General features: G+C 56.3%; 15 protein-coding genes and 1 pseudogene. 9 read left to right on the top strand and 7 right to left on the bottom strand.

The features are described 5' to 3' along the window. Positions 1-155 precede the first annotated feature (155 nt). The 7 genes from K1V27_RS18160 to K1V27_RS18130 form a co-directional block, all read right to left on the bottom strand. Positions 156-545, bottom strand: coding sequence for a response regulator (locus K1V27_RS18160; RefSeq protein WP_258931476.1), 390 nt, complete (start codon positions 543-545; stop codon positions 156-158). Between the two features lie 102 nt (positions 546-647). Then, complete coding sequence (locus K1V27_RS18155; protein ID WP_258931475.1) at positions 648-1574, bottom strand: methylenetetrahydrofolate reductase; 927 nt, start codon at positions 1572-1574, stop codon at positions 648-650. Then, positions 1571-2239 (bottom strand): methylenetetrahydrofolate reductase C-terminal domain-containing protein, encoded by a 669-nt coding sequence (locus K1V27_RS18150; RefSeq protein ID WP_258931474.1) that lies wholly within the window; start codon positions 2237-2239, stop codon positions 1571-1573. Before K1V27_RS18150 ends, K1V27_RS18155 begins: the two co-directional genes overlap by 4 nt. A gap of 27 nt (positions 2240-2266) precedes the next feature. Further along, positions 2267-2710: a hydrogenase iron-sulfur subunit gene (locus K1V27_RS18145; protein WP_258931473.1), complete on the bottom strand. Its 444-nt coding sequence runs from the start codon at positions 2708-2710 to the stop codon at positions 2267-2269. After that, the gene (locus K1V27_RS18140) at positions 2710-5742 is read right to left on the bottom strand and encodes an FAD-dependent oxidoreductase (RefSeq protein WP_258931472.1); all 3033 of its coding nucleotides are present in this window, start codon (positions 5740-5742) and stop codon (positions 2710-2712) included. Before K1V27_RS18140 ends, K1V27_RS18145 begins: the two co-directional genes overlap by 1 nt. 63 nt (positions 5743-5805) lie before the next feature. After that, entirely contained in the window at positions 5806-6678 is an 873-nt protein-coding gene (locus K1V27_RS18135; protein ID WP_258931471.1) for a methylenetetrahydrofolate reductase, read from the bottom strand. Positions 6679-6757: 79 nt separating this feature from the next. Further along, positions 6758-7027, bottom strand: a complete 270-nt coding sequence (locus tag K1V27_RS18130) for a sulfurtransferase TusA family protein (RefSeq protein ID WP_258931470.1) — start codon at positions 7025-7027, stop codon at positions 6758-6760. A 222-nt stretch (positions 7028-7249) separates the two neighbouring features. On the opposite strand from K1V27_RS18130, the gene K1V27_RS18125 reads away from it, so the two are divergent. From K1V27_RS18125 to K1V27_RS18085, 9 genes and pseudogenes are all read left to right on the top strand, one after another. Beyond that, positions 7250-8656 carry a sigma-54 interaction domain-containing protein gene (locus K1V27_RS18125; RefSeq protein WP_258931469.1) on the top strand — a complete coding sequence of 469 codons (1407 nt, stop codon included), beginning with the start codon at positions 7250-7252 and terminating at the stop codon, positions 8654-8656. 549 nt (positions 8657-9205) lie between these two features. Then, positions 9206-12283: a CoB--CoM heterodisulfide reductase iron-sulfur subunit A family protein gene (locus K1V27_RS18120; protein ID WP_258931468.1), complete on the top strand. Its 3078-nt coding sequence runs from the start codon at positions 9206-9208 to the stop codon at positions 12281-12283. A gap of 56 nt (positions 12284-12339) precedes the next feature. Next, positions 12340-12738 (top strand): annotated as a pseudogene (locus K1V27_RS18115) (hydrogenase iron-sulfur subunit); the annotation flags it as partial. Between the two features lie 503 nt (positions 12739-13241). Then, entirely contained in the window at positions 13242-16271 is a 3030-nt protein-coding gene (locus K1V27_RS18110) for an FAD-dependent oxidoreductase (protein ID WP_337833350.1), read from the top strand. A 35-nt stretch (positions 16272-16306) separates the two neighbouring features. After that, on the top strand, positions 16307-16573 hold the full coding sequence (locus tag K1V27_RS18105) for a hypothetical protein (RefSeq protein ID WP_258931467.1): 267 nt from the start codon (positions 16307-16309) through the stop codon (positions 16571-16573). A gap of 141 nt (positions 16574-16714) precedes the next feature. Beyond that, entirely contained in the window at positions 16715-17770 is a 1056-nt protein-coding gene (locus K1V27_RS18100) for a GAF domain-containing protein (protein WP_258931466.1), read from the top strand. Positions 17771-17952: 182 nt separating this feature from the next. Beyond that, on the top strand, positions 17953-18594 hold the full coding sequence (locus tag K1V27_RS18095; protein WP_258931465.1) for a 4Fe-4S dicluster domain-containing protein: 642 nt from the start codon (positions 17953-17955) through the stop codon (positions 18592-18594). Positions 18595-18612: 18 nt separating this feature from the next. Further along, positions 18613-19515 (top strand): CoB--CoM heterodisulfide reductase iron-sulfur subunit B family protein, encoded by a 903-nt coding sequence (locus K1V27_RS18090; protein ID WP_258931464.1) that lies wholly within the window; start codon positions 18613-18615, stop codon positions 19513-19515. A gap of 68 nt (positions 19516-19583) precedes the next feature. Beyond that, positions 19584-21542: a CoB--CoM heterodisulfide reductase iron-sulfur subunit A family protein gene (locus K1V27_RS18085; protein WP_258931463.1), complete on the top strand. Its 1959-nt coding sequence runs from the start codon at positions 19584-19586 to the stop codon at positions 21540-21542. The last annotated feature ends 13 nt before the right edge of the window (positions 21543-21555 follow it).

Here is a 21555-nt window from a genome sequence, read left to right as displayed (position 1 = left end):
GACCACACCCACTTCGGTTCATTCGAATGCGGACCCGCCCCCGCAAATCCGCCCAGGCAGCGGCGCAACCAATCCCGCCCGGTTGCCGCCGCCGTCATGGACGTGCTTGGTTTACGGAAAGCCAGGACCAGACTTTGCCGGCACCCGCCTCCGCCTCAGCGTGCCAGATTGTCCTTGACGATTTCCATGAGCTTGTCCAGGTCCACCGGCTTGGGAATGTAGTCGTCAGCCAGCGTGGTTTTCCCGGAAAGGTGCGTGTAGCTTGTCGTCTGGACGTTGTCTGCCACGGCGGTCAGCAGCACTACAGCGATGTCCTTGTAGGCCGGATCTTTCTTCAGTTCGTCACACACCTGATAGCCGTCTTTATTGGGCATCATGACATCCAAGATCACCAGATCCGGTCTGTCCTGCTTGATCTTCTCCCAGGCCTCAACGCCGTCGTAAGCCTTTGAGGTGCGGAAATTGAGGCTGTTCAATTTCATGGAAACGGCCTCGACCACACCCGGGTCATCGTCCACTACTAAGATGTGTTGCTGATTACTCATGGTAGTCTCCTTTCAAGACAACTCCTGTCACCTGTTTATTCATGTCTTAAGGCTTATGCGACAAGGCCGGCCCGGAGCGGTTTCAGCCCGGGCCGCATTGCGTCAGTTCACCGAGGGGCGTGGCAGCAGCCCTGCCTTCTCAACAATTTCAGGAACCTTCTGCTCCCATTCTATGGCCATGATATGGAACCCGTGAACCCCTTTGATCTCCTTGCATTGCTCGATGGTTTCGACGCAGATCTTGATCCCTTCTTCCGCCTGCTTTTCCTTGGGAACCCCGGCGATGCGCTTGACCAGCTCATCGGGTACATCCATGCCGGGTACCTTGTTTTTCATGTAGCGTGCCATGCCGGCTGATTTCATCGGGGTGATGCCGGCCAGGATGTACACCTGCCGATCAAGGCCTCGATCGCGCACACCCTCCATCCACTTGGCAAATTTATCCACGTTGTAGATGCACTGGGTTTGAATGAAATCAACTCCGGCTTTGGCTTTCTTGGCCAGTCTGGCAACTCTCAGCTCAAACGGGTCGGCAAACGGATTGGCGGCGGCTCCAATGAACATCTTCGGTGGACCGTCGATGCTCTCTCCCCCCTGGAATTTCCCCTCATCGCGCATCGTTTTCACCATTTCGATGAACTGCACGGAATCGATGTCGTGGACATTGGCAGCCATGGGATGGTCGCCGAAGCGCGGATGGTCGCCGGACAGGCAAAGCATGTTGTCAATATTGTGGGAATAGGCCCCCAAAATGTCACTTTGCATGGATAGCCGGTTGCGGTCCCGGGTGACCATCTGCAGAATCGGATTCAACCCCATCTGTCTGAGGAGTATACAGGCCGCCAGGCTGCTCATCCTGACCATTGCTGTTTGGTTGTCGGTGACGTTGACGGCATCGACGCAGCCCCTGAGCAGTTCCGCCTTCTCCTTGACTTTGTTTGGCAATGCGCCGCGCGGGGGTCCGCATTCAGAAGTTACCGCCAAGTGCCCTGCAGCCAAGATCTTTTCAAGAATGCTATCCGTCTTCATGATGCCAAATCCTCTCTTATGATTTTGCGCGGTCCGCCACCGCGTCCTGTGCGCCAGTCTTTCGCAGCGATGTTTTCCTCATACAGATCCACCTTGCCCAACGCTTTCAAACGATCCCAGATGAGCTGCCAGGCACAATCCACGCTGGAATCGATCTCACACTTGCCGTTGGTGGAACCGCCACAGGGACCATTGAACAATTGCTTGGAGCAGCGTGCGATGGGACAAACCCCGCCGGTTATTCCCAGCACACAGTCGCCGCAGCCCGCACAGCGTTCAGCCCACACCCCCTGACTCTCGGATGCTCCCATGAACTTGGTGTTGACTGCAGGGAATACCGGTTTTTCTTTATAGCGCCGGGCAATCTCCTGTACGCCGCAGCCGCAGGCCATGGACAACACCGCATCCACCTGGTTGATGTGCGGAGCCAGCTCTTCCACGTATTCGGGATCGCACTGCCGCTCCAGGGTCAACTCCTTGACTTCGAAGGGCTTGTTTTCTTTCATGAAATGCATCTGCAATGCAGACGAGAGCAGTCCCACCTCTTTTCTGCCACCGGCGGCACACACCGTCACGCATTCGTTGCAGCCAACCAGCAGAATACGTCCGAAGGGTTTCATGCACTCCGTCAATTCTTCCATAGGCTTTCGTTCCGCTGTAATCATCTTAACTAACTCCCTCGTCTTTTCAGCTTAGCCGACCGCTTGCCTGACTTGCGCAAACGCCGATGTTTTGACTGGATTGGGCCCCAATTTGCGAATCCTCTCGGTGAATTCAGAAGCCACCTCTGCAAATTTCTCCCCCATTCCTGCAGACATGGAGAACATCTCCACGCGCTCCTTCTCGATGCCGATCTCATCCAGCAGCTTCTTAACGGCTTCCACATGGCGGGCCGCTCGAATGTTGCCGGTTTTGAAATGGCAGTCACCGTCCAGACAACCCGCCACATACACTCCGTCGGCCCCCTTTTCCAAAGCCTTCATCATATGTATGGCATCGACCTTTCCAGAACAGGGCACCCGAATGATCTTGACGTTTGGCGGGTAGCCGAGTCTTTTGCTGCCTGCCATGTCTGCCGCTGTATACGCGCAGTAATGGCAGCAGAAAGCTACGATTACCGGTTCAAAGTTTTGCATCACACCATCCTTTCCAAAAGTCCGTCCAATTTGGCTAATATCTGATCGTCCTCGTATTGCATGAGCTGGATCGCTTTGGCCGGGCATTCTGAAGCACAGGTCCCGCACCCGTGGCATTTGGCGGGGTCGATTTCCGAATAGCCCTCGGCATTGATGAAGGGCACATCAAACGGGCAGGCGCGCACACAGATCAGACAGGAAGCGCATTTGTCCCTGTCCACCGTGGCCACCACCGCACCCAGATTGATAGTGTCGCGTGCCAGGAAGGTTTGCGCGCGACCCGCCGCCGCCTTTGCCTGGGCTACGCTTTCGCGGATGGAGCGGGGCGAATGCGCCGTACCCGCCACAAAAAATCCGGGAATCGGCAGGTCGACCGGTCGCAGCTTGATGTGGTCTTCCAGGAAGTAATCATCCTGAGTGCGCGGCAGGCGGAAAATGGTTCCCAGGTCCTCCGTGGACTCTTCATCGGCTATGAAGCCGGTGCTGAGGGCCAGACAGTCGGCGGGAAGCTGAATCTCCCGACCCACGATGGGGTCCCTAAAGGAGACCGTGACCCCTTTACCGTTCGCCTTCACCGCAGGCTTGCTTTCCAGGCCATAATTGACAAAGATCACCCCACGTTCACGTGCCTTTCGATAGTAGTCTTCTTCAAACCCCGGTGTGCGCATGTCGCGGTACAAAACATACACCCTGGCCTGCGGATTGATATCGAGGATGCGCAGGGCGTTCTTTATGGCGGCCTGACAGCACACTCTGGAACAGTTCGGATTTTCCGGCACGCGCGAGCCAACGCACTGGATCATCGCCACATTGTTCCAGGACTGCACCTTGTCCGCCCGGTCCTCCAAAAGATTATCCAGATCGCGCTGGGTCATGACCGCCTCATGTTCATCCAGCAGATATTCGCGCGGTCGATTGGCCAACGCGCCGGTGGCGAGAATGGTGATGCCGTGGCGGATGGGGCGGTAAAACATCTGCGGGCCGAACTGTACACCGGTGCGGAACGCTCCGGCCATGCCCGTATGGTCGACGATCAAAGATTGTGTGAGTACCTGGATCTGATCATGGCTTTCGGTACGCTCGATCAATCCCTTTACATACGCCTGGACGTCCTCCCCCTCGAGGGTCTTGCGAATGTTGCGCGCATTGCCTCCGAGCTGCCCCGAGCGCTCCACCAGGTACACGCGGAAGCCCATGTCGGCAAGACTCAGGGAAGCTTCCATGCCCGTGACACCGCCGCCGACCACCAGAACGTCCTTGTTCATGGGCAGCGTATGATCGGCCAGAGGATGAGCCAGGCGCACCGAAAACACCGCCATCTTCAAGAGCTCTTTGGCCTTTTGGGCGGCCACATCGGGCTGCGACGCATGCACCCATGTGTCCTGGTCGCGCAGGTTGGCGATTTCCATCAAATATTTATTCAACCCGGCTTTGCGCAAGGTATCTTGAAACAGCATCTCGTGAGTTCTCGGCGAGCATGCGCCAAACACCACACGGTTCAACCCCTTGTCCCCGATGCGCTGCCGGATGACCCCCAGCGATTCCTTGCTGCACCCGTGACCGATCGCTTCCGCAAAAGCGACGTTGGGCAGCGATGCGGCAAAATCGACCAGCTTTGGCACGTCCACCACACCACCAATGTCAAGGCCGCAATCACAGATGAAAACGCCTATCTTGGGATCTTCTCCCAGGACACTGCGCTCGGGCGGCAGTTCCTCTTCGCTTTTGGCAACAATGCGCAACGGATTCAAATCGCCGCCCGCGCTGCAGGCCGCGGCGCTGGCCTGGATCATGGTTTCCGGAATGTCTTTGGGTGACTCGAACAGGCCACAGACATAAATTCCCGGCTTGGACGTGGCTACCGGATCAAAGCTGCGGGTCCGGGCAAAACCGTGCTCGTTCAGATCGATTCCCAATCTGCCGGCGAGCTCCCGCAATTCCGGCGTGATGCGAAAACCGGTAGTCAAAACCACCATGTCGTACACTTCGCTCCGGGCCTGGCCCCCGTCTTCCGGCAGAAAGGCGATCTCGAGGTTGCCGCTGCCGTTCTCCGAGACAACACTGTGCGGCCGACTGCGCACCAGGCGCACCCCAAATTCGTTTTTGGCGCGCTGGTAGTAGAGCTCGTAGTCCTTGCCGAAGGTCCTCATATCCATGTAGAAAATCGTGGTTTCAATGGCATCGCTGAAGCGCTCGCGGGTAACAATGGCTTCTTTCAGGGCGTACATGCAGCAGGCACTGGAACAATAGGCGACACAGCCCTCCTGCACGCCGCGCGAACCCACGCATTGAATCCAGGCTATTTTCTGCGGCGCCTTCCCGTCCGAGGGCCGCAGCAACTGACCGTTGGTGGGCCCGGTGGCCGAAAGAATCCGCTCGTATTCCATACTGGTCACCACATTGGGGTGAACCCCGTAGCCGTAGGTGTCGAGCACCGTCGGATCAAATAATTCCGCTCCGGGAGCCAGAATAATCGACCCCGCCGAGAGCTTCCGTACCGTTTCGGTCTCGTTGAGATCGATGGCACCCGTCGGGCACGATTTGACCAGTGCATCGACGTCCTCGCAGCGCTCCAGATCAATGGAAAAAGCGTACGGAGTGGCCTGCGGATAACGCATACAGGTGGGGGCCCGATGGTCCAGCCCGGGGGTGAACCGCACCGCCTCGGGAAACTTCTCATGGCACTGACCACAGGCGGTACATTTGTCCATATCAATGTAGCGCGGCTTAGTGGTCAACGTGGCGGTAAAGTCGCCCGCCTCTCCGTCCAGCCGGGAGACTTCCGTCATGGTTAACAGTTCGATGTGCAGCTTTCTTCCACTCTCGGAAAGATGCGGCGAGAGGGTGCACAAGTCGCAGTTGTTTGTGGGAAACGTCCTGTCGAGGCGAGTCATGAGTCCGCCAATGGAATAGGCTTTGTCGATGAGCACCACATCCCGACCTGACTCTGCCAAATCCAAGGCAGAACGGATGCCGCCCATACCGCCGCCGACTACCAGCACCTTATTGTTCGTCTGTGTCTTCTCTTGCATGTCTATCCTGATCTTCCTGTTAAGGTTGGAGTAACAAAACGGATGAGTTCCCTCTAACCGACATCAAAGCCCTGCCAGGTCCAGGATGGCCGGGAGCCTGTGCTCCCACCCCAGTGTCACCAGCCGCACGCCCTGCACCGATTCCTTGATGGCCGAAATGGCTTCTGCAGCTATGCGCACGCATTCCATTTCGCGGTCCGAGGCCTTGCGAATGCGCTGGATGATCTCTTCGGTCATGCCCGCGGCAGGCTCATTGGTGGCAATGTAGCGGGCAACACCGACTGATTTGATGAGGAATACGGTGGGAATAACGGGAATTCCCAATTGCCTGGTCTGTTCAGCAAACGGGACGAACCGCTGCAGGTCGAAGACCGGCGGGGTGACCACAAACTCGGCCCCGGCTTTGACCTTTCTCCCGGTAAGCTCCAGTTCCTGCTCAAACCCCTTTTCATCCCGCCATGGGGCCATGGTACAACCGGTGGTGAACTGCGGTGCCCCGTTGAGCTCAATGCCGGACAGGTCACTGCCCGCCTCCAGGGTGCGGATTGCACCCAGCAACTCCAATTCGCTCAAATCGTTCACCGGCTTGGCATTGTGATGGTCGGCATTTTTCATGTCTTCCCCGCACACCACCACGATGTTTTGAATACCCAGTGCATAGGCCGCCAGCAGATCGCCCTGCAGGGCCATTCTGTTCCGATCCCGGCAATACACGTGGATAATGGACTCAAGCCCCAGTTGATGCATGAGCACCCCTCCTGCCAGTGCGCTCATCCTCATCACCCCGTTGTCCATGTCTGGCACAATAACTGCATCAACTCGCCCTTTGATGCGGCGCGCATCGGCGACGAATTGCGAGGTATCCACCCCTTTGGGGGTGTTCATCTCTGCCAGAACTACAAATTCACCCGACGAAAGCCTTTTCTGAAAACTCATGCGGTTCCTTTTCCTTGTGAAAGTTGTCTTAAACCAAAGCGGATGTTCTTAACTGAGAGTCACCATGCTGGATTTGGGTTCACGGCCAAAAATGTCTGATTTTCTTCAACTGGATCCGATAGCAATCGGTTTTTTCATTAAACTCCATATCAAGCAGCTCGCACGACGAAGGTGGCAAAACCTTGAACAGATCGGTGCGAGTATCCGGATCGTATGCAATGATCTCAAGGATCTGATCGGTTTTCATTTCTCTCAGCACTTGGGTCATCTTGAGGAGGGCGAGAGGAGTAATGGTCTCTTTAAAATCGAGTACGTAATCGGCCTTATGTTTAAAACCTGTCGGATTCAAATCTCGGACTCCTTCGTTTTAGTTCGCAGGTGGGTTATCGCAAAGTTAATGCCAAGCACAAGGGAATTGGAATATTTATTGTATGTACTCTACCAATGTTAAATAGATTTGGTGAATAACATTAATATTTATTGGGCGATGTTAAGCAAAATGATCAAGGAATTGTTAAAATGTTAATGTTTTAACTTTAACATTTATTAAAATTTGAACATGAGGCATTCAATGTTTGAGCAGGATCTTGACAGGTATTGGAAAACGGTAGTGAGCACCATGCAGGACGGCATCATGATCGTCGACACCGGAGGATCTATCATCTCGGTCAACAAAGCGTTTGAAAACATCACCGGATATTCCCACGAGGAATTGATCGGACAGAAGTGTGCCATTCTGGGATGCAGCATCTATGAAGCGACCCGGGAGAGAAGCGGAAATCACTGGTGCACGCTGTTCAAGACCGGCTCCCTCGAGGTCCGCCGCTGCACCCTCACGCGCAAAGACGGCTCCATCGTTCATGTGCTCAAAAACGCCTCGCCCCTGGAGGACAGCAAGGGACAGATCATCGGCGCCGTTGAATCGATTGCGGATATCACCGAAGTAGTGGAAAAGGACAAACAAATTGCGGCTTTTCGACGCGAATTGAGATCCGAGGATACCTTTCACGGCATCATCGGAGGCTCTGCGCCCATGCGCCAGGTATTCGATTTGATTGAAAATGCGGCGCAGTCGGATGCCCCCGTCATTATTTTAGGGGAGAGCGGGACCGGCAAGGAACTGGTAGCGCGCGCCATCCATCTGCTGGGAGAGAGGAAAACGGGACCCTATGTCAAAGTCAACTGCGCCGCACTCACCGAAACCCTGCTGGAGAGCGAGCTGTTCGGACACGTGAAAGGGGCCTACACGGGCGCCTACAAGGGCCGTGAAGGGCGCTTCGAACTGGCTCAGGACGGCGATATTTTTCTCGATGAAATCGGTGACGTGCCGCTTTCCACCCAGGTCAAGCTGCTGCGTGTGCTGGAGGAGAAAGTGATCGAGCGGGTAGGTGACAACCAGCCGATACCCGTGGATGTGCGCATCATTTCCGCCACCAACCGCAACCTGGTCAACCTGGTGGAAAAAGGCAGTTTTCGCAAGGACCTCTATTTTCGTATCAATGTCATTCCCATACAGTTGCCGCCCCTGCGCGAGCGTGTAGAAGACATCCCACTGCTGGCCGAAGCGTTTTTCCGCAAGCTCTGCCTCAAGAGTGACAAGAATATCGAAGGCATCAGCAACAATGCCATGGAAATTCTCATGAAATATTCCTGGCCCGGCAATGTCAGGGAACTCAAGAGTGCTTTCGAATATGCCTTTGTGACCTGCCACTCGGGGTCTATTCAATCGTATCACCTGCCGCCTGACATTCTAAAGGATAAACGCGCACTGAAATCGGTCCAGGTTCCGCGCATCAGCAAGGAAGAAATGAAAAAGCGGCAGCTCATTGATGCTCTGGCCAAAGCCAAGGGCAACCAATCCGTCGCCGCCGAAATTCTGGGAGTATCCAGGGTCACCGTTTGGAACCGCATGAAGCGCTACGGAATTCGCTATCAGAAGAAGATCGACTCGGTCCTCACCGCCGATTCCAAGATTTGACCGGAGCAGGCGGAAAAGCCCACGACCGACCGTAGAGCAATGCGATTCAACCCGTTCGCCCGCGGACCTGTCCGGCATCCGTTCGCGGGCATTTTCACGCCGACGCCCAGCCGGCATGCCACGGCGCGACACCGAATCCAACAAATTTTAACACTGGCCCTTCCAGGCCCTGGCTTAAATTCCATCAATACCACCTCGGGTCCTATCCAACCTCAATTTTCCAGATACCTCTTATGACCATGCAATCATTACCATTTTTACAGCAATAAAGGATTCCACAGGGACTCTGCGGGGCGATCTTCACCGGCCGAGAGAGAGGCTTGGTCTGTTCCTTGCAAATTCCATCCGTTTGACTCGATCAACAAGCCTTCATCGCTGAACAGTGAATCGCTCTCACTGCGAGGAGCACGGCTTGGGAATTTCCCGGCGGCGCTGCCGCATGATCCGCCAGCGCGGAACGGTTCACGGAGTCGTATGGGTTGCATGCAGAATGCGGTCTATTGCGGAAGCTCAAATTCGCTGCTTTAAGTTGTGTAGAGGAGAAGTTTTATGAATCAAGCCCCCCCCACCCTTCAGGGTTCAACCGGTGCAGTCATGGTCGTAGGCGGAGGGATCGCCGGAACTCAGGCTGCGCTCGACCTGGCCAATTCAGGATTCTATGTCTATCTCGTGGAAAAGGCCTCCTCCATCGGCGGAGTGATGGCACAGCTCGACAAAACGTTTCCGACCAACGACTGCTCCATGTGTATCCTTTCCCCCAAATTGGTGGAGGCCGGTCGCCATTTGAACATCCAACTGATGACCATGTGTGACGTGCGTGCGGTTGAAGGTGAAGCCGGCCGCTTTACCGTCACCGTGCACGAACGGCCCCGTTACGTGGACATGGACAAATGCATCGCCTGCGGCGTTTGCGCGGAAAAGTGCCCGCGCAAGGTCAAGGATGAATTCAACGAGCAGCTGAATTCCCGCAAAGCGGCTTACCTCATGTACCCCCAGGCGGTCCCCTTGAAATATCTCATCGATGAAGAAAACTGCATCTACTTTGAGAAGGGCAAATGTCGAGCCTGCGAAAAATTTTGTCCGGCCGGCGCCATTGACCTGAAGCAGACGGCCAAGACTCACCAGATGGAAGTGGGCTCGGTCATTTTGGCTCCCGGTTTCAAGGCTTTTGACCCACAGGGTTACGATACCTATGGCTACGGCCTCTATCCCAACGTCATCACCAGCATGCAGTTCGAGCGCATCCTGAGCGCCTCCGGTCCCTACGAAGGCCATTTGGAACGTCCCTCGGATCGCCGGCCCTGCCGGAAGATCGCCTGGCTGCAGTGCATCGGATCACGCGACCTGCATCGCGGCATGCATCATTACTGCTCAGGGGTTTGCTGCACCTATGCCATCAAAGAGGCGGTCATTGCCAAGGAACATTCCAAGGGCGAGCTGGATACCGCCATATTCTTCATGGACATGCGCACCTACGGCAAGGACTTCGAACGTTACTACGATCGTGCCCGGGGTGACACGGGAGTTCGTTTTGTTCGCTCGCGCGTGCACAGCGTCGAACGGGCGGCACCGGACTCCGATGACCTGAGCATCATCTACGCCGATGAGGATGGAAGACTGCAGAGTGAGGTTTTTGATCTGGTGGTGCTGTCGGTGGGCCTCGAAACCGACAGGGAAATGCGGGAATTGGCGGACCGATTGCAGATTCGATTGAATGACAGCGGGTTTGCGGAGACGCCGAGCTTTGCGCCGGTGGCCACTTCCCGGCCGGGTATCTTTGCCTGTGGTGCCTTTGCCGGCCCCAAGGACATTCCCCAGTCGGTCATCGAGGCATCGGCCGCTGCAGCCGGTTCCGCCGCATTGCTCAGCGATTCGCGGGCATCCTTGACCAGGGAGAAGGTCTATCCTCCGGAGGAACCCGCCATCCATGCGAAACCACGTATCGGCGTTTTTGTCTGCCATTGCGGCATCAACATAGGCAGTGTGGTCGATGTTCCAGCGGTGCGCGACTACGCCAAGACGCTGCCCGATGTGGCCTATGTCGCCGACAACATGTTCACGTGCAGCCAGGATACCCAACAGCTCATTCGCCAGGCTATCCAAGAACATCAGCTCAACCGGGTCGTGGTGGCCGCCTGCACCCCTCGAACACACGAGCCCCTTTTCCAGGAAACCATTCGCGAAGCCGGTTTGAACCGCTATCTTTTCGAAATGGCGAATATCCGCGATCAGGATTCCTGGGTGCACCAGGCAGAACCCGAGAAGGCCACCGCAAAAGCCATGGATCAGGTGCGCATGGCCGTCGCCAAGGTGGCATTGCTGGAGCCCATCGAGCGTTTTCACATTGAGTTGAATCGATCAGCCCTGGTGATCGGCGGCGGCGTTGCCGGCATGAATGCCGCCTTGAATCTCGCCGATCAGGGCTTTCACACCTTCCTGGTGGAGCGGCGGGAGCAGTTGGGAGGGAACGCTCGCGTCATCAAAACCAGCTGGAAAGGCGAGGACGTGCAGGCCTATCTTTCCCTGTTGCGCAGTCGAATAGTGCAACACGAGCGCATCGAGGTTGTAACGGGGACCGAGATCGAGGCCAGCAAGGGTTTTGTCGGGCAGTTCATCACCACCGTCAACAGCGGAGGCCAACAACGCCAACTGCACCACGGGGTGGTTATTCTGGCAACCGGTGCCGAAGCCTCTGAACCACGGGAGTACCTGTACGGTGTCAGCGATCGAGTGCAGCGCTGGCATGATCTTGAACAGCTTTTTGAGCGGGAGCCCGAGCGTTTGGAAAAGACCGAGGCCGTCGGTTTCATCCTGTGCGTGGGCTCACGTGAACCCGCCCGCCCCTACTGCTCAAAAATTTGCTGCACCGCCTCGATCCGGCAGGCGGTGGAGCTCAAAGAGCGCAAACCGGAATTGGACATCTACGTCTTCTATCGCGACATTCGCACCTATGGTTTGCGCGAAGATCTTTTCAAACAGGCACGCCAACTGGGAGTGCTGTTTGTTCGCTACTCACCCGATGAAAAACCTTCGGTGGCAGCGGCCGCCAACGATGACGGACGACTGCTTGTCACCGCTCGCGACCATATTCTGCAACGGCCTCTGCAAATCCGGCTGGATTACCTGGTGTTGGCCACCGCCATCGAGCCGCGGGACGCCAAAGCCCTGGCGAGCATCTTCAAAGTGCCCCTCAACGAGGACCAGTTTTTCCTGGAGGCCCACATGAAGCTTCGGCCGGTGGATTTTGCCACGGACGGCATATTCGTGTGTGGGCTCGCACACTATCCCAAGCCTCTCGACGAGTCCATCGCCCAGGCACAGGCGGCAGCGGCGCGCGCGGGCCTGGTGCTGTCGCAGGCGCATATCGAGGCCGAGCCCATTGTTTCCGTCGTCAACCCGGACTTGTGCACGGGCTGCGGTTTGTGTGAAAAGTCCTGCCCCTTCGGGGCCATCCAGCGTCATGAAGTTCCCGGCAGGGGATTGGTTGCCGAAAGCATTCCCGCCTCATGTAAAGGTTGCGGCGTGTGCGCGGCGGCGTGCCCGCACAAGGCGATCGATATCATGCACTTTAGAAATCAGCAGATCGTCGCCACCATTCGGGCCGGAGGGGAAAAGCTGCGAGCTTGAGGACCTACACGCGCATCATCGATGAAAATGACCCATCTAGTGAAGGAGCTACGCATATGACCAGCGAAACGTTTGAACCCAAAATGCTTGCCTTTCTATGCAACTGGTGTTCGTACGCCGGCGCGGATCTTGCCGGAGTATCGCGCTTTCAATACCCGCCGACGGTGCGAGTCATCCGCACCCTTTGTTCCGGAAGGGTTGATCCGCTGCACATCATAGAAGGGCTGAAAAGCGGCTTCGACAGCGTGCTGGTGTTCGGGTGACACCTGGGAGACTGCCATTACCTGGAAGGTAATTACTACGCGGCAAAACGTATCGAAGTCATCAAGCAACTTTTTCAACTCTCTGGAATCGGTGACGAGAGGGTCCAGATACGGTGGGTCAGTGCTGCCGAAGGGCAAATCTTTGCCGACTATGTGACCGAACTGACGGAACTGGTTCACGGCCTCGGGCCTTTCGATCCCGATCAATTCCACATGCAGCTCTGCGCCATCGCGGCAGCGCTCGATGCGCCGCGGCTCCGCTGGCTCCTGGGAATCGATCGACAGCTCACCACAAAGGAAAATGTGTATCACGAAAAAATTGACGAACAGGAATATCAGCAGATTCTCACATCAGCGGTAGAGATGGAGTATCAGCGGGCGATGATCCTGGAAGCACTCAAGGGCGGCCCCCGCTCAGTCAGAGAAATCGCGATGCTGACGCGGCTGCCCGTTCACACCGTGTCGATTCGTTTGGGCGACTTGGAAAAAAAGGGCAAGGCAGACCTTTCCAGTTACGAAGGGACGACCCCCAAGTTCGCCGGAGTTGCCTGAAAGATCGACCGCCAATCCGCGGCGCCGGGCCGGGATGTTTCAAATCGCAGTGAGGAGCCTGCCCGGCAACGGATTGGAGAAGACACGACATTGAACGATCTCCACCACAAGTTCACGCGACTATTCAAAACATCACATTCGAGTTGCGAAGGGATAGAGGAATGATGACACAACTTGCGAATACTCAGAAAATTGGTTCGGTAATGGTCGTTGGAGCCGGCATAGCCGGCATGCAGGCGGCTTTAGACCTGGCGGACTCGGGTTATTATGTCCATCTGGTCGATCGGTCTCCCTGTATCGGCGGGCTTATGGCCCAACTGGACAAGACCTTTCCCACCAACGACTGTGCCATGTGAATTATCTCGCCCAAACTGGTCGAGGTCGGCCGGCACTTGAATATCAATATCGTCACCAACACGGAACTGGAAACCGTTGAAGGTGAGGCAGGCAACTTTACCGCCAGGCTGGTCAACTATCCGCGCTACATCGATGCGGACAAATGCACGGGCTGCGGCCAATGTGCCGAAGCCTGCCCGGTGGTGGCAGTGAATGAGTTCAATTGTGGTCTCGATTGCCGAACGGCGTCTTGCATCAAGTACGCCCAGGCCGTGCCGCTGGTTTATACCATTGACCGCGCATCCTGCATCGGGTGCGGCATTTGCGAAACGGTGTGTTTGGCTAAAGCCATCCGCTACGACGACCAACCCAAGCGCATGGAGCTCAATGTTGGGGCCGTCATTCTGTCCACGGGCGATGAAGTGTTCGATCCAACCCGGTTTGACACCTACCACTATGCCACCCTGCCAAACGTGGTGACAAGCCTTGAATTCGAGCGCATACTCAGCGCATCGGGACCCTATCGGGGCCGGCTCATGCGCCCCTACGACCGCGAAGAACCGGCCAAAATCGCCTGGCTGCAATGCGTCGGTTCGCGTGATTTGAACCAGAGTGACAATCCATACTGCTCGTCGGTGTGCTGCATGTACGCCATCAAGGAAGCGGTCATAGCCAAAGAGCATGCGCGTGAGTCGCTGGACGCCGCGGTCTTTTACATGGACATACGTTCCTACGGGAAAGATTTCGAACGTTACTACGAACGCGCCAAGGAACACGGCATCCGCTTTATCCGCTCGCGGGTCCATTCTGCCCTGCCCAGCGGTGACGGGGACGTCGAGCTGCAATACGTGGACGAAAAAGGTCGGCTCCAGTCAGAAATCTTCAATATGGTGGTGTTGTCCGTCGGATTTCAGGTCAGCCGGGAAACCATGGAGCTCGCAGGGCGCTTGGGAGTGGATCTGGATGCACACCATTTCGTGAAAACCAAGAGCTTCACTCCCGTTGCCACATCCCGACCGGGCATCTATGTATGCGGCTCCATCCAGGGACCCAAAGATATTCCCCAGTCGGTCATGGAAGCCTCGGCTGCAGCTGCGGCCACCGGAGTGTTATTGACCGACAGTCGATGGACCCAGACCAGGCAAAAGCAATTGCCGGATGAAACCAATGTGCGCGGCGACCGTCCGCGTATCGGGGTGTTTGTGTGCCACTGCGGTATCAATATCAGCGGCATGGTGAACGTTCCCGAAGTGCGTGACTACGCCAGAGCTCTGCCCTTCGTCGTATACGTGGAAGACAATCTCTATACCTGTTCTCAGGACACCCAGGTCAAGATGGCGCAGGTCATCCAGGAGCAAGGGATCAATCGGGTGGTTGTAGCCGCCTGCACCCCGCGCACCCACGAGCCCCTTTTTCAAGAAACGCTGCTCAACGCAGGAATCAACAAGTACCTGTTCGAGATGGCCAACATCCGCAACCAGGATTCCTGGGTTCACAACGATCCTCACGCGGCCACGGAAAAAGCCAAGGATCTGGTGCGCATGGCGGTCTCCAAGGCCGCCCTGCTGGAGCCTTTGAGAGACACGGAACTGGACCTCAACCCAAAGACTTTGGTGCTCGGCGGGGGCGTAGCCGGAATGACGGCGGCAAAGGCTCTGGCCGACCAGGGTTACGCGGTGGACCTGGTGGAAAAAACGACGCAGCTGGGAGGTCAGGCCAAGTCCCTTTACAAGACCTGGAAGGGAGAAAGCATTCAGGACTACACGCATCGGTTGGTCAGAGAGGTGGAGCAACATCCCCTCATCGATGTCCATAAGTCAACCGAACTGCTTAAAGTCGACGGGTTCGTCGGCAACTTCACGTCAGAGTTCAGTAATGGGACGGGTGAACGTTTCAGCCTGCAGCACGGCATAACCATCGTGGCAACCGGTGCGCATGAGCTCAAACCGAACGAGTATCTCTACGGCAAGGACCCGAGAGTCATCACCTCCCTTGAAATCGACAAGCTTTTTATCCAAAACGATCCCAAGCTGCAGCAGATAGCTTCGGCGGTATTCGTCCAGTGCGTGGGCTCACGGGAACCGCATCGCCCATACTGCAGCCGGGTTTGCTGTACCCACAGTGTGGAAAGCGCACTGGATCTTAAGCGACGCAATCCCGCCATGGACGTGTTTGTCCTTTACCGTGACATACGCACCTACGGAGAACGCGAGGACCTCTACACGGAAGCACGCAGACAAGGGGTTATCTTCATCCGCTATGACCTCGACGCCAAACCCAGCGTGAGCGTCAACGGGGAAAGGTTGCAGGTACTGACCCGTGACCCCATCCTGGACAGACCTGTCGCCATAACGGCCGACCTGATCGTGCTCGCCTCCGCTATTGAACCGTCGGACAACGAAAATCTTGCCCGGTTTTTCAAGGTTCCCATCAATGAAGACGGCTTTTTTATGGAGGCGCATGCCAAGCTGAAGCCCGTCGAATTCGCCACCGAGGGCGTGTTTTTGTGCGGGCTTGCCCACTATCCCAAATCGGTCGACGAGAGCATTTCTCAGGCCCTTGCAGCGGCGTCGCGGGCCACCTGTCTGCTGGCCAAAGCACGCGTTTCGGTAAGCGGAATGGTGGCCGAGACCAACCCGGCACTCTGCAGTGAATGTGGAACCTGTGTCAGCATCTGTCCCTACTCGGCTCCCTACTTCAACGAGCGGGGCAAGGCACAGATCAATGCGGCACTGTGTAAAGGCTGCGGATTGTGCACCGCCAGTTGCAGATCCGGCGCCATCCGTTTGCAGGGATTCGATGATGCGCAGATTTTTGCCATGATCGAAAGTGTTTAACGATCCTCTGCTTGCACAAACTGAAGGAGGAAACCATGCACACACACATGGATCGAACCATTTTTCATTTGCGCGCGAGTGTGCCGGCAACGTCCCTTTACCTTCTTATTTGTTCTCTTTTGGACGAGGGGCAGACACCGACACTTAAACGAACCAAGGAACTCTGGAACGGCAGCGAAGAAGAATTTCAGGCAGCCATCCAGGAGCTCACCCAGCGGGGCATTCTGGTACCGCCGCGGCCAATGGCCAACGGCAGGCCGGCGCATCTGGATCTTACCAGCAACTGGCGCCGCATGGTCTGACAGGTCCGGCATCCCCTGCACGGATCCTTTAGGGAACCGCCGGCGTGAGGCATGGCAGTTCCCTCTCTATCGTTTGCAGAATGCCACTATTCGAGGTGATCCAGGAAAACGCGCAATTGTAGGATAAGGAGAAAAAGCCGAATGTGTTCCATAGATTACCTGACTCCATTCGTGGAGGTTGGGCGAGCCCTGTGCGATGGCGCCGACACCTACAGCGTGATGAATCTCATTGCGCGTCGCATCACCGAGACATTGCAGCTTAAGGGGTGCCTGATCAAGATGCTCGACCCGCATGCGGATCGCCTGGAGTTGCTCTCGAGCTACGGGTTGAGTGAAAATTTTTTGTTCAGGGAACCCGAAAGTTCGCCTGATACCCTGTGTTTCAGGATACCGGAAGATATCTGTTGTCTACCCAGTCTCAAGGACGCCGAGTTCACACCGGAACGTGAAGCCATGCTCATCGAGGGGATTCGCTCGGTTGCCGCCGTCCCCATCGAAGTGAACCAGAAGTCCCTCGCGTTGGTGGTGCTGTGTGCTCCGGAACCGCGCGAATTCACCAGGACCGAGCTGAGCTTCGCCGAGGCGCTGGCCGGCCGCGGCATTCTCGCCTTCAACGCGCGCCGTAACATGGATCAAACCATCGAGCGTGAGCGCGAATATTTGAAGAGCTTTCAGGATATCAGCAGCACCATCAATGCCACCTTGAACATTAACAAAGTGCTGGAATTTGTGGTGCAAAAGGTCGCGCAGCTGTTGGGTGGAAAAGGCTGCACCGTGCGTCTGCTGGATCCCAAGACGCAAAAGCTCTACCTGGCGCAATCCTTTGGCCTCAGCCAGGAGTTTCTGAACAAGGGGCCCGTGGACGCACAAAAAAGTATCGCCGAAAACATGGCGGGGAAAATCGTGGTCATCGACGATGTGCTCACCGACCCTCGCCTGCAATATCAGGCCGAAGTCATTGAGGAAGGCATTCGCAGGATACTTTCCATCCCGCTTGTCGTGCGCAGCAAGGTTATTGGTGTTCTGCGGCTGTTCACCGCCGACCGTCCGCCTTTCACCAACCGCGAGATACAGTTCGCCAACGCGGTCGCTCAGCAGTGCGCCTTTGCCATTGAGAATGCACGTATTTATCAGAAGCTCAAGTATGAATATCAGCAGCTGCTGATCGACTTCGACTACAACGGCAGCAGTCACTGAGCAAACGGCGCATGGCGGCATCTGCCGGATCCCGGGAAAGCGGCCCCGGGCTCCAGGGTGGATCGAGGTACGAAACCCGGCAAAGCAACCGCCGGGGCAAATAAACGCAAGGCGCGTGACTCAGCCCAGCCTGCGCCAAAAGACACTCTCACAAGTGATGCAATCGAGGACATAGAGCGGTAATGGAACGAATCCACACGTTAGCCATTCAACAAACCTGCGACATCGGATTTATCAGCAAAGTGGAAGAGGCCAGCGGGCAGCACATCAGCAAATGCTACCAGTGCGGCAATTGCACGGCCAGCTGCGCATACACCCATGTCTATGACTACCCTGTCAACCAGATCATGCGCCTCGTTCAGTTGGGACAAAAAAAAGCCGTGCTCCAGTCCCGTTCCATTTGGCTGTGCGCCACATGCCAGGCTTGCACCACGCGTTGCCCCAACAACCTCGATGTGGCCCGGATCATGGAAACTCTCCGTATCATGTCCCGACAGGAAAACATGGTGGCGGAAAGGGACATTGAGCTTTTCTATCATGAGTTTTTGGAGTCCATCAAAGCATTCGGCAGGGTGTTCGAAACCGGCCTCCTGCCAATGTTCAGCCTGAAGGCCGGGAAGCCTTTCACCGATATGGACCTCGCGCCTCGAGTTCTCAAGAAAGGCAAATTGGCCTTCTTGCCTCAGCGCATCAAAGGACGGAAGCAGGTAGCCGCGATTTTTCACAGGTTTGAAGCTCATCAGCTCAAGCGCACTGAGGAACTGCGGCAGGCAGGGTTGACGCAGCCTGTGGAAGGCGACAGCCACCCCGACGAATGCGAATAAGCAAAGAGAAACCAGCACATGAAACGACGTATAGCATACTATCAGGGATGCTCGCTGGAAGGTTTGGCGATTGAATACGACACTTCAACCCGGGCGGTCTGCGAGGCTCTCGATGTAGAACTGGTGGAAATTCCCGATTGGAGCTGCTGCGGTTCCACACCGGCCCATTCCCACGATGCGCTGCTGTCGGCAGTGCTGGCTGGGCGCAACCTGGCCATCGCCGAGTCGACCGGTTGCGAGCTTGCCATGACACCCTGTCCGGGCTGCCTTAAGTCCCTCAAAGGGGCGTTGCAGGCATTTCACAACCAGAGCGAGCGGGACGTCTTCCTGGAGATTTTGGCAATGCCCTTTACGGGGCACATTAAAGCCATATCCATCTTGCAACTGCTCTATGAAATCATTGGGGTCGACGAGATCTCCCGGCGTGTGATCCGTCCCCTGAACGATCTTGTATTGGCGCCCTATTACGGCTGCCTGCTGTCGAGGCCGGCGCAGTTTGCCGAGTTTGACGACCCGGAAAATCCCATTTCCATGGATGAGCTGCTCGTTGGGGCGGGAGCGAAACTGGTCGATTTTCCCTACAAGACGGAATGCTGCGGCGCTACCTACGGGGTCACACGCAACCAGATCGTCGCTCGACTTACAGGGCGAATCCTCGACATGGCGGCAGGTCTTGGCGCACAAGCCATCGTCGTGGCCTGTCCCTTGTGCCAGCAGAATCTCGATCTGCGCCAATCGCAGGTGAACCGCTACTGGAAGCGCCGTTTTGATATACCGGTCGTGTATATCACGCAGCTGCTCGGATTGGCTCTCGGCCTTGAACCCGAACAGCTCGCTTGGGATAAATTGTTTGTTGAGCCGGATTGGCCCCTGACGGCACCGGCGGTTGAACGTGATCACTTGGAAAAAGCTCAAAGCTGAGGGCTCAAAGGGCTTCCCGCTTCGGCCTTCAGCTTTGAACTTCGAGCACCTGCCAACAGGATAATTTTATGCGCATTGGGGTTTTTGTCTGTCAATGTGGAACCAACATCGCCAGCACAGTGGAAACCGAGGCAGTGGCGCGGGAGGCTCTTCAGCATCCTGACGTGGTGTACGCCACCAGCTACATGTACACCTGCTCTGAGCCCGGGCAACAGCAAATTCAGCGCGCCATCCAGGAAGAAAATCTGCAGGGCGTGGTGGTGGCGGCCTGTTCGCCGCGGATGCATGAACCTACGTTTCGCCGGGCAGTGGAAAAAGCCGGCCTGAATCGATTCATGTTTGAGATGGCAAACATCCGCGAACATGTCTCGTGGATCAGCAATGACCGCCAAGCCAATACCAGGAAGGCCGCCGAACTGGTCCACATGGCGGTTGCCAAACTGCGCTTCAATCATCCGCTGTCCCCTTCCAGGGTTGCCATCAACAAAAGAGTTCTGGTGATCGGCGGTGGCGTGGCTGGAATCCAGGCGGCACTGGACTGTGCCGAAGGGGGACTGGAAGTGGTTTTGGTGGAGCGCCAGCCCTCCATCGGCGGCAAGATGGCAAAACTGGACAAGACGTTTCCGACCATAGACTGCTCTTCATGCATCCTTGGACCCAAAATGGTCGACGTGGCGCAGAAGGAAAACATTCGTCTCTACGCCTGTAGCGAGGTGGAATCGGTTGCCGGCTATATCGGCAATTTTTCCGTTCAAATCAGGAGAAAAGCCACCTGTGTCGATTGGAACCTGTGCACTGGCTGTGGACTTTGCATGGAAAAGTGCCCGGCCAAAAAGGTCCCGGACCATTTCAACGAGGACCTTGGAAATACACGTGCCATCGGCATCCCCTTTCCCCAGGCCATCCCCAAGAAGGCCACCATTGATAAGGAGCACTGCCGCCAGTTCACCCGGGGAAAGTGCGGCGTCTGCAAGAAGATCTGCCCGGTCGGTGCCATCGACTATGAGATGGAGGATGAATTCATCAGCGAGGATTTCGGGGCCATCATTGTGGCCACCGGTTTCGATCTGTTTGATCATTCCTCCTATGGAGAATACGGTGGGGGACGGTTCCCCGATGTCATCAGCGGTCTGCAATATGAGCGTATCCTGAGCGCTTCGGGCCCGTTTGGGGGTCACATCCAGCGTCCATCGGACGGCAGGCAGCCGAGGAATATCGTGTTCATCGCCTGTGTGGGCTCGCGCGATGCCTCCGTCGACCGGCCTTATTGCTCCGGCGTCTGCTGCATGTACATTGCCAAACAGGCCATTTTGACCCGCGATCACCTGCCTGACTCCAACTGCTACGTGTTCTACATGGACATCCGTTCGCCCGGCAAGAATTACGACGAGTTTGTCCGTCGTGCGCAGGAAGAGTACGGCGTGAACTATATTCGCGGTCGGGTTGGCAAAATCTACCCGAAAAACAATCATTTGATCGTCCAGGGAGCGGATACATTGCTGGGTGCCCAGGTGGAAGTGGAAGCGGATCTGGTAGTGCTTGCAACGGGGGTCGAGGCCTCCGCCGGAGCGAGGGAACTGGCTGAAAAATTGCGCATTTCCTACGATCAGTACGGCTTTTACATGGAGAGCCATCCCAAGCTGCGGCCGGTGGAAACCAACACGGCGGGGGTGTACCTGGCGGGGGTTTGCCAGGGCCCCAAGGACATTCCTTCCTCGGTGGCGCAGGGCAGCGCCGCCGCCGCCAAGGTACAGGCACTCTTTTCACGCGATACCATAGAAACCAGCCCGCAGGTGGCCCTGGTCAATGAACGCGCATGTGTCGCCTGCGGCAAGTGCATCCAGGTCTGTCCGTTCGGCGCCATTCAGTGGAAGGAACTGCGTGGTGGAATCCAAAAAGCCGAGGTGCTGCCCAGTGTTTGCCAGGGGTGCGGCCTGTGCAACGCCACTTGTCCACCCAAAGCCGTTCAATTGCAGCACTGCACCGACAACCAGATTCTCGCCGAAATCGATGTGCTGTGTGCCTAGAGAGGACCTATTC

It is taken from the genome of Desulfoferrobacter suflitae (genome assembly GCF_022603395.1).
Lineage (GTDB): Bacteria > Desulfobacterota > Syntrophobacteria > Syntrophobacterales > Syntrophobacteraceae > Desulfoferrobacter > Desulfoferrobacter suflitae.
Note: the sequence above shows the minus strand (reverse complement) of the source record. Positions and strands in the feature narration are given on the sequence as shown.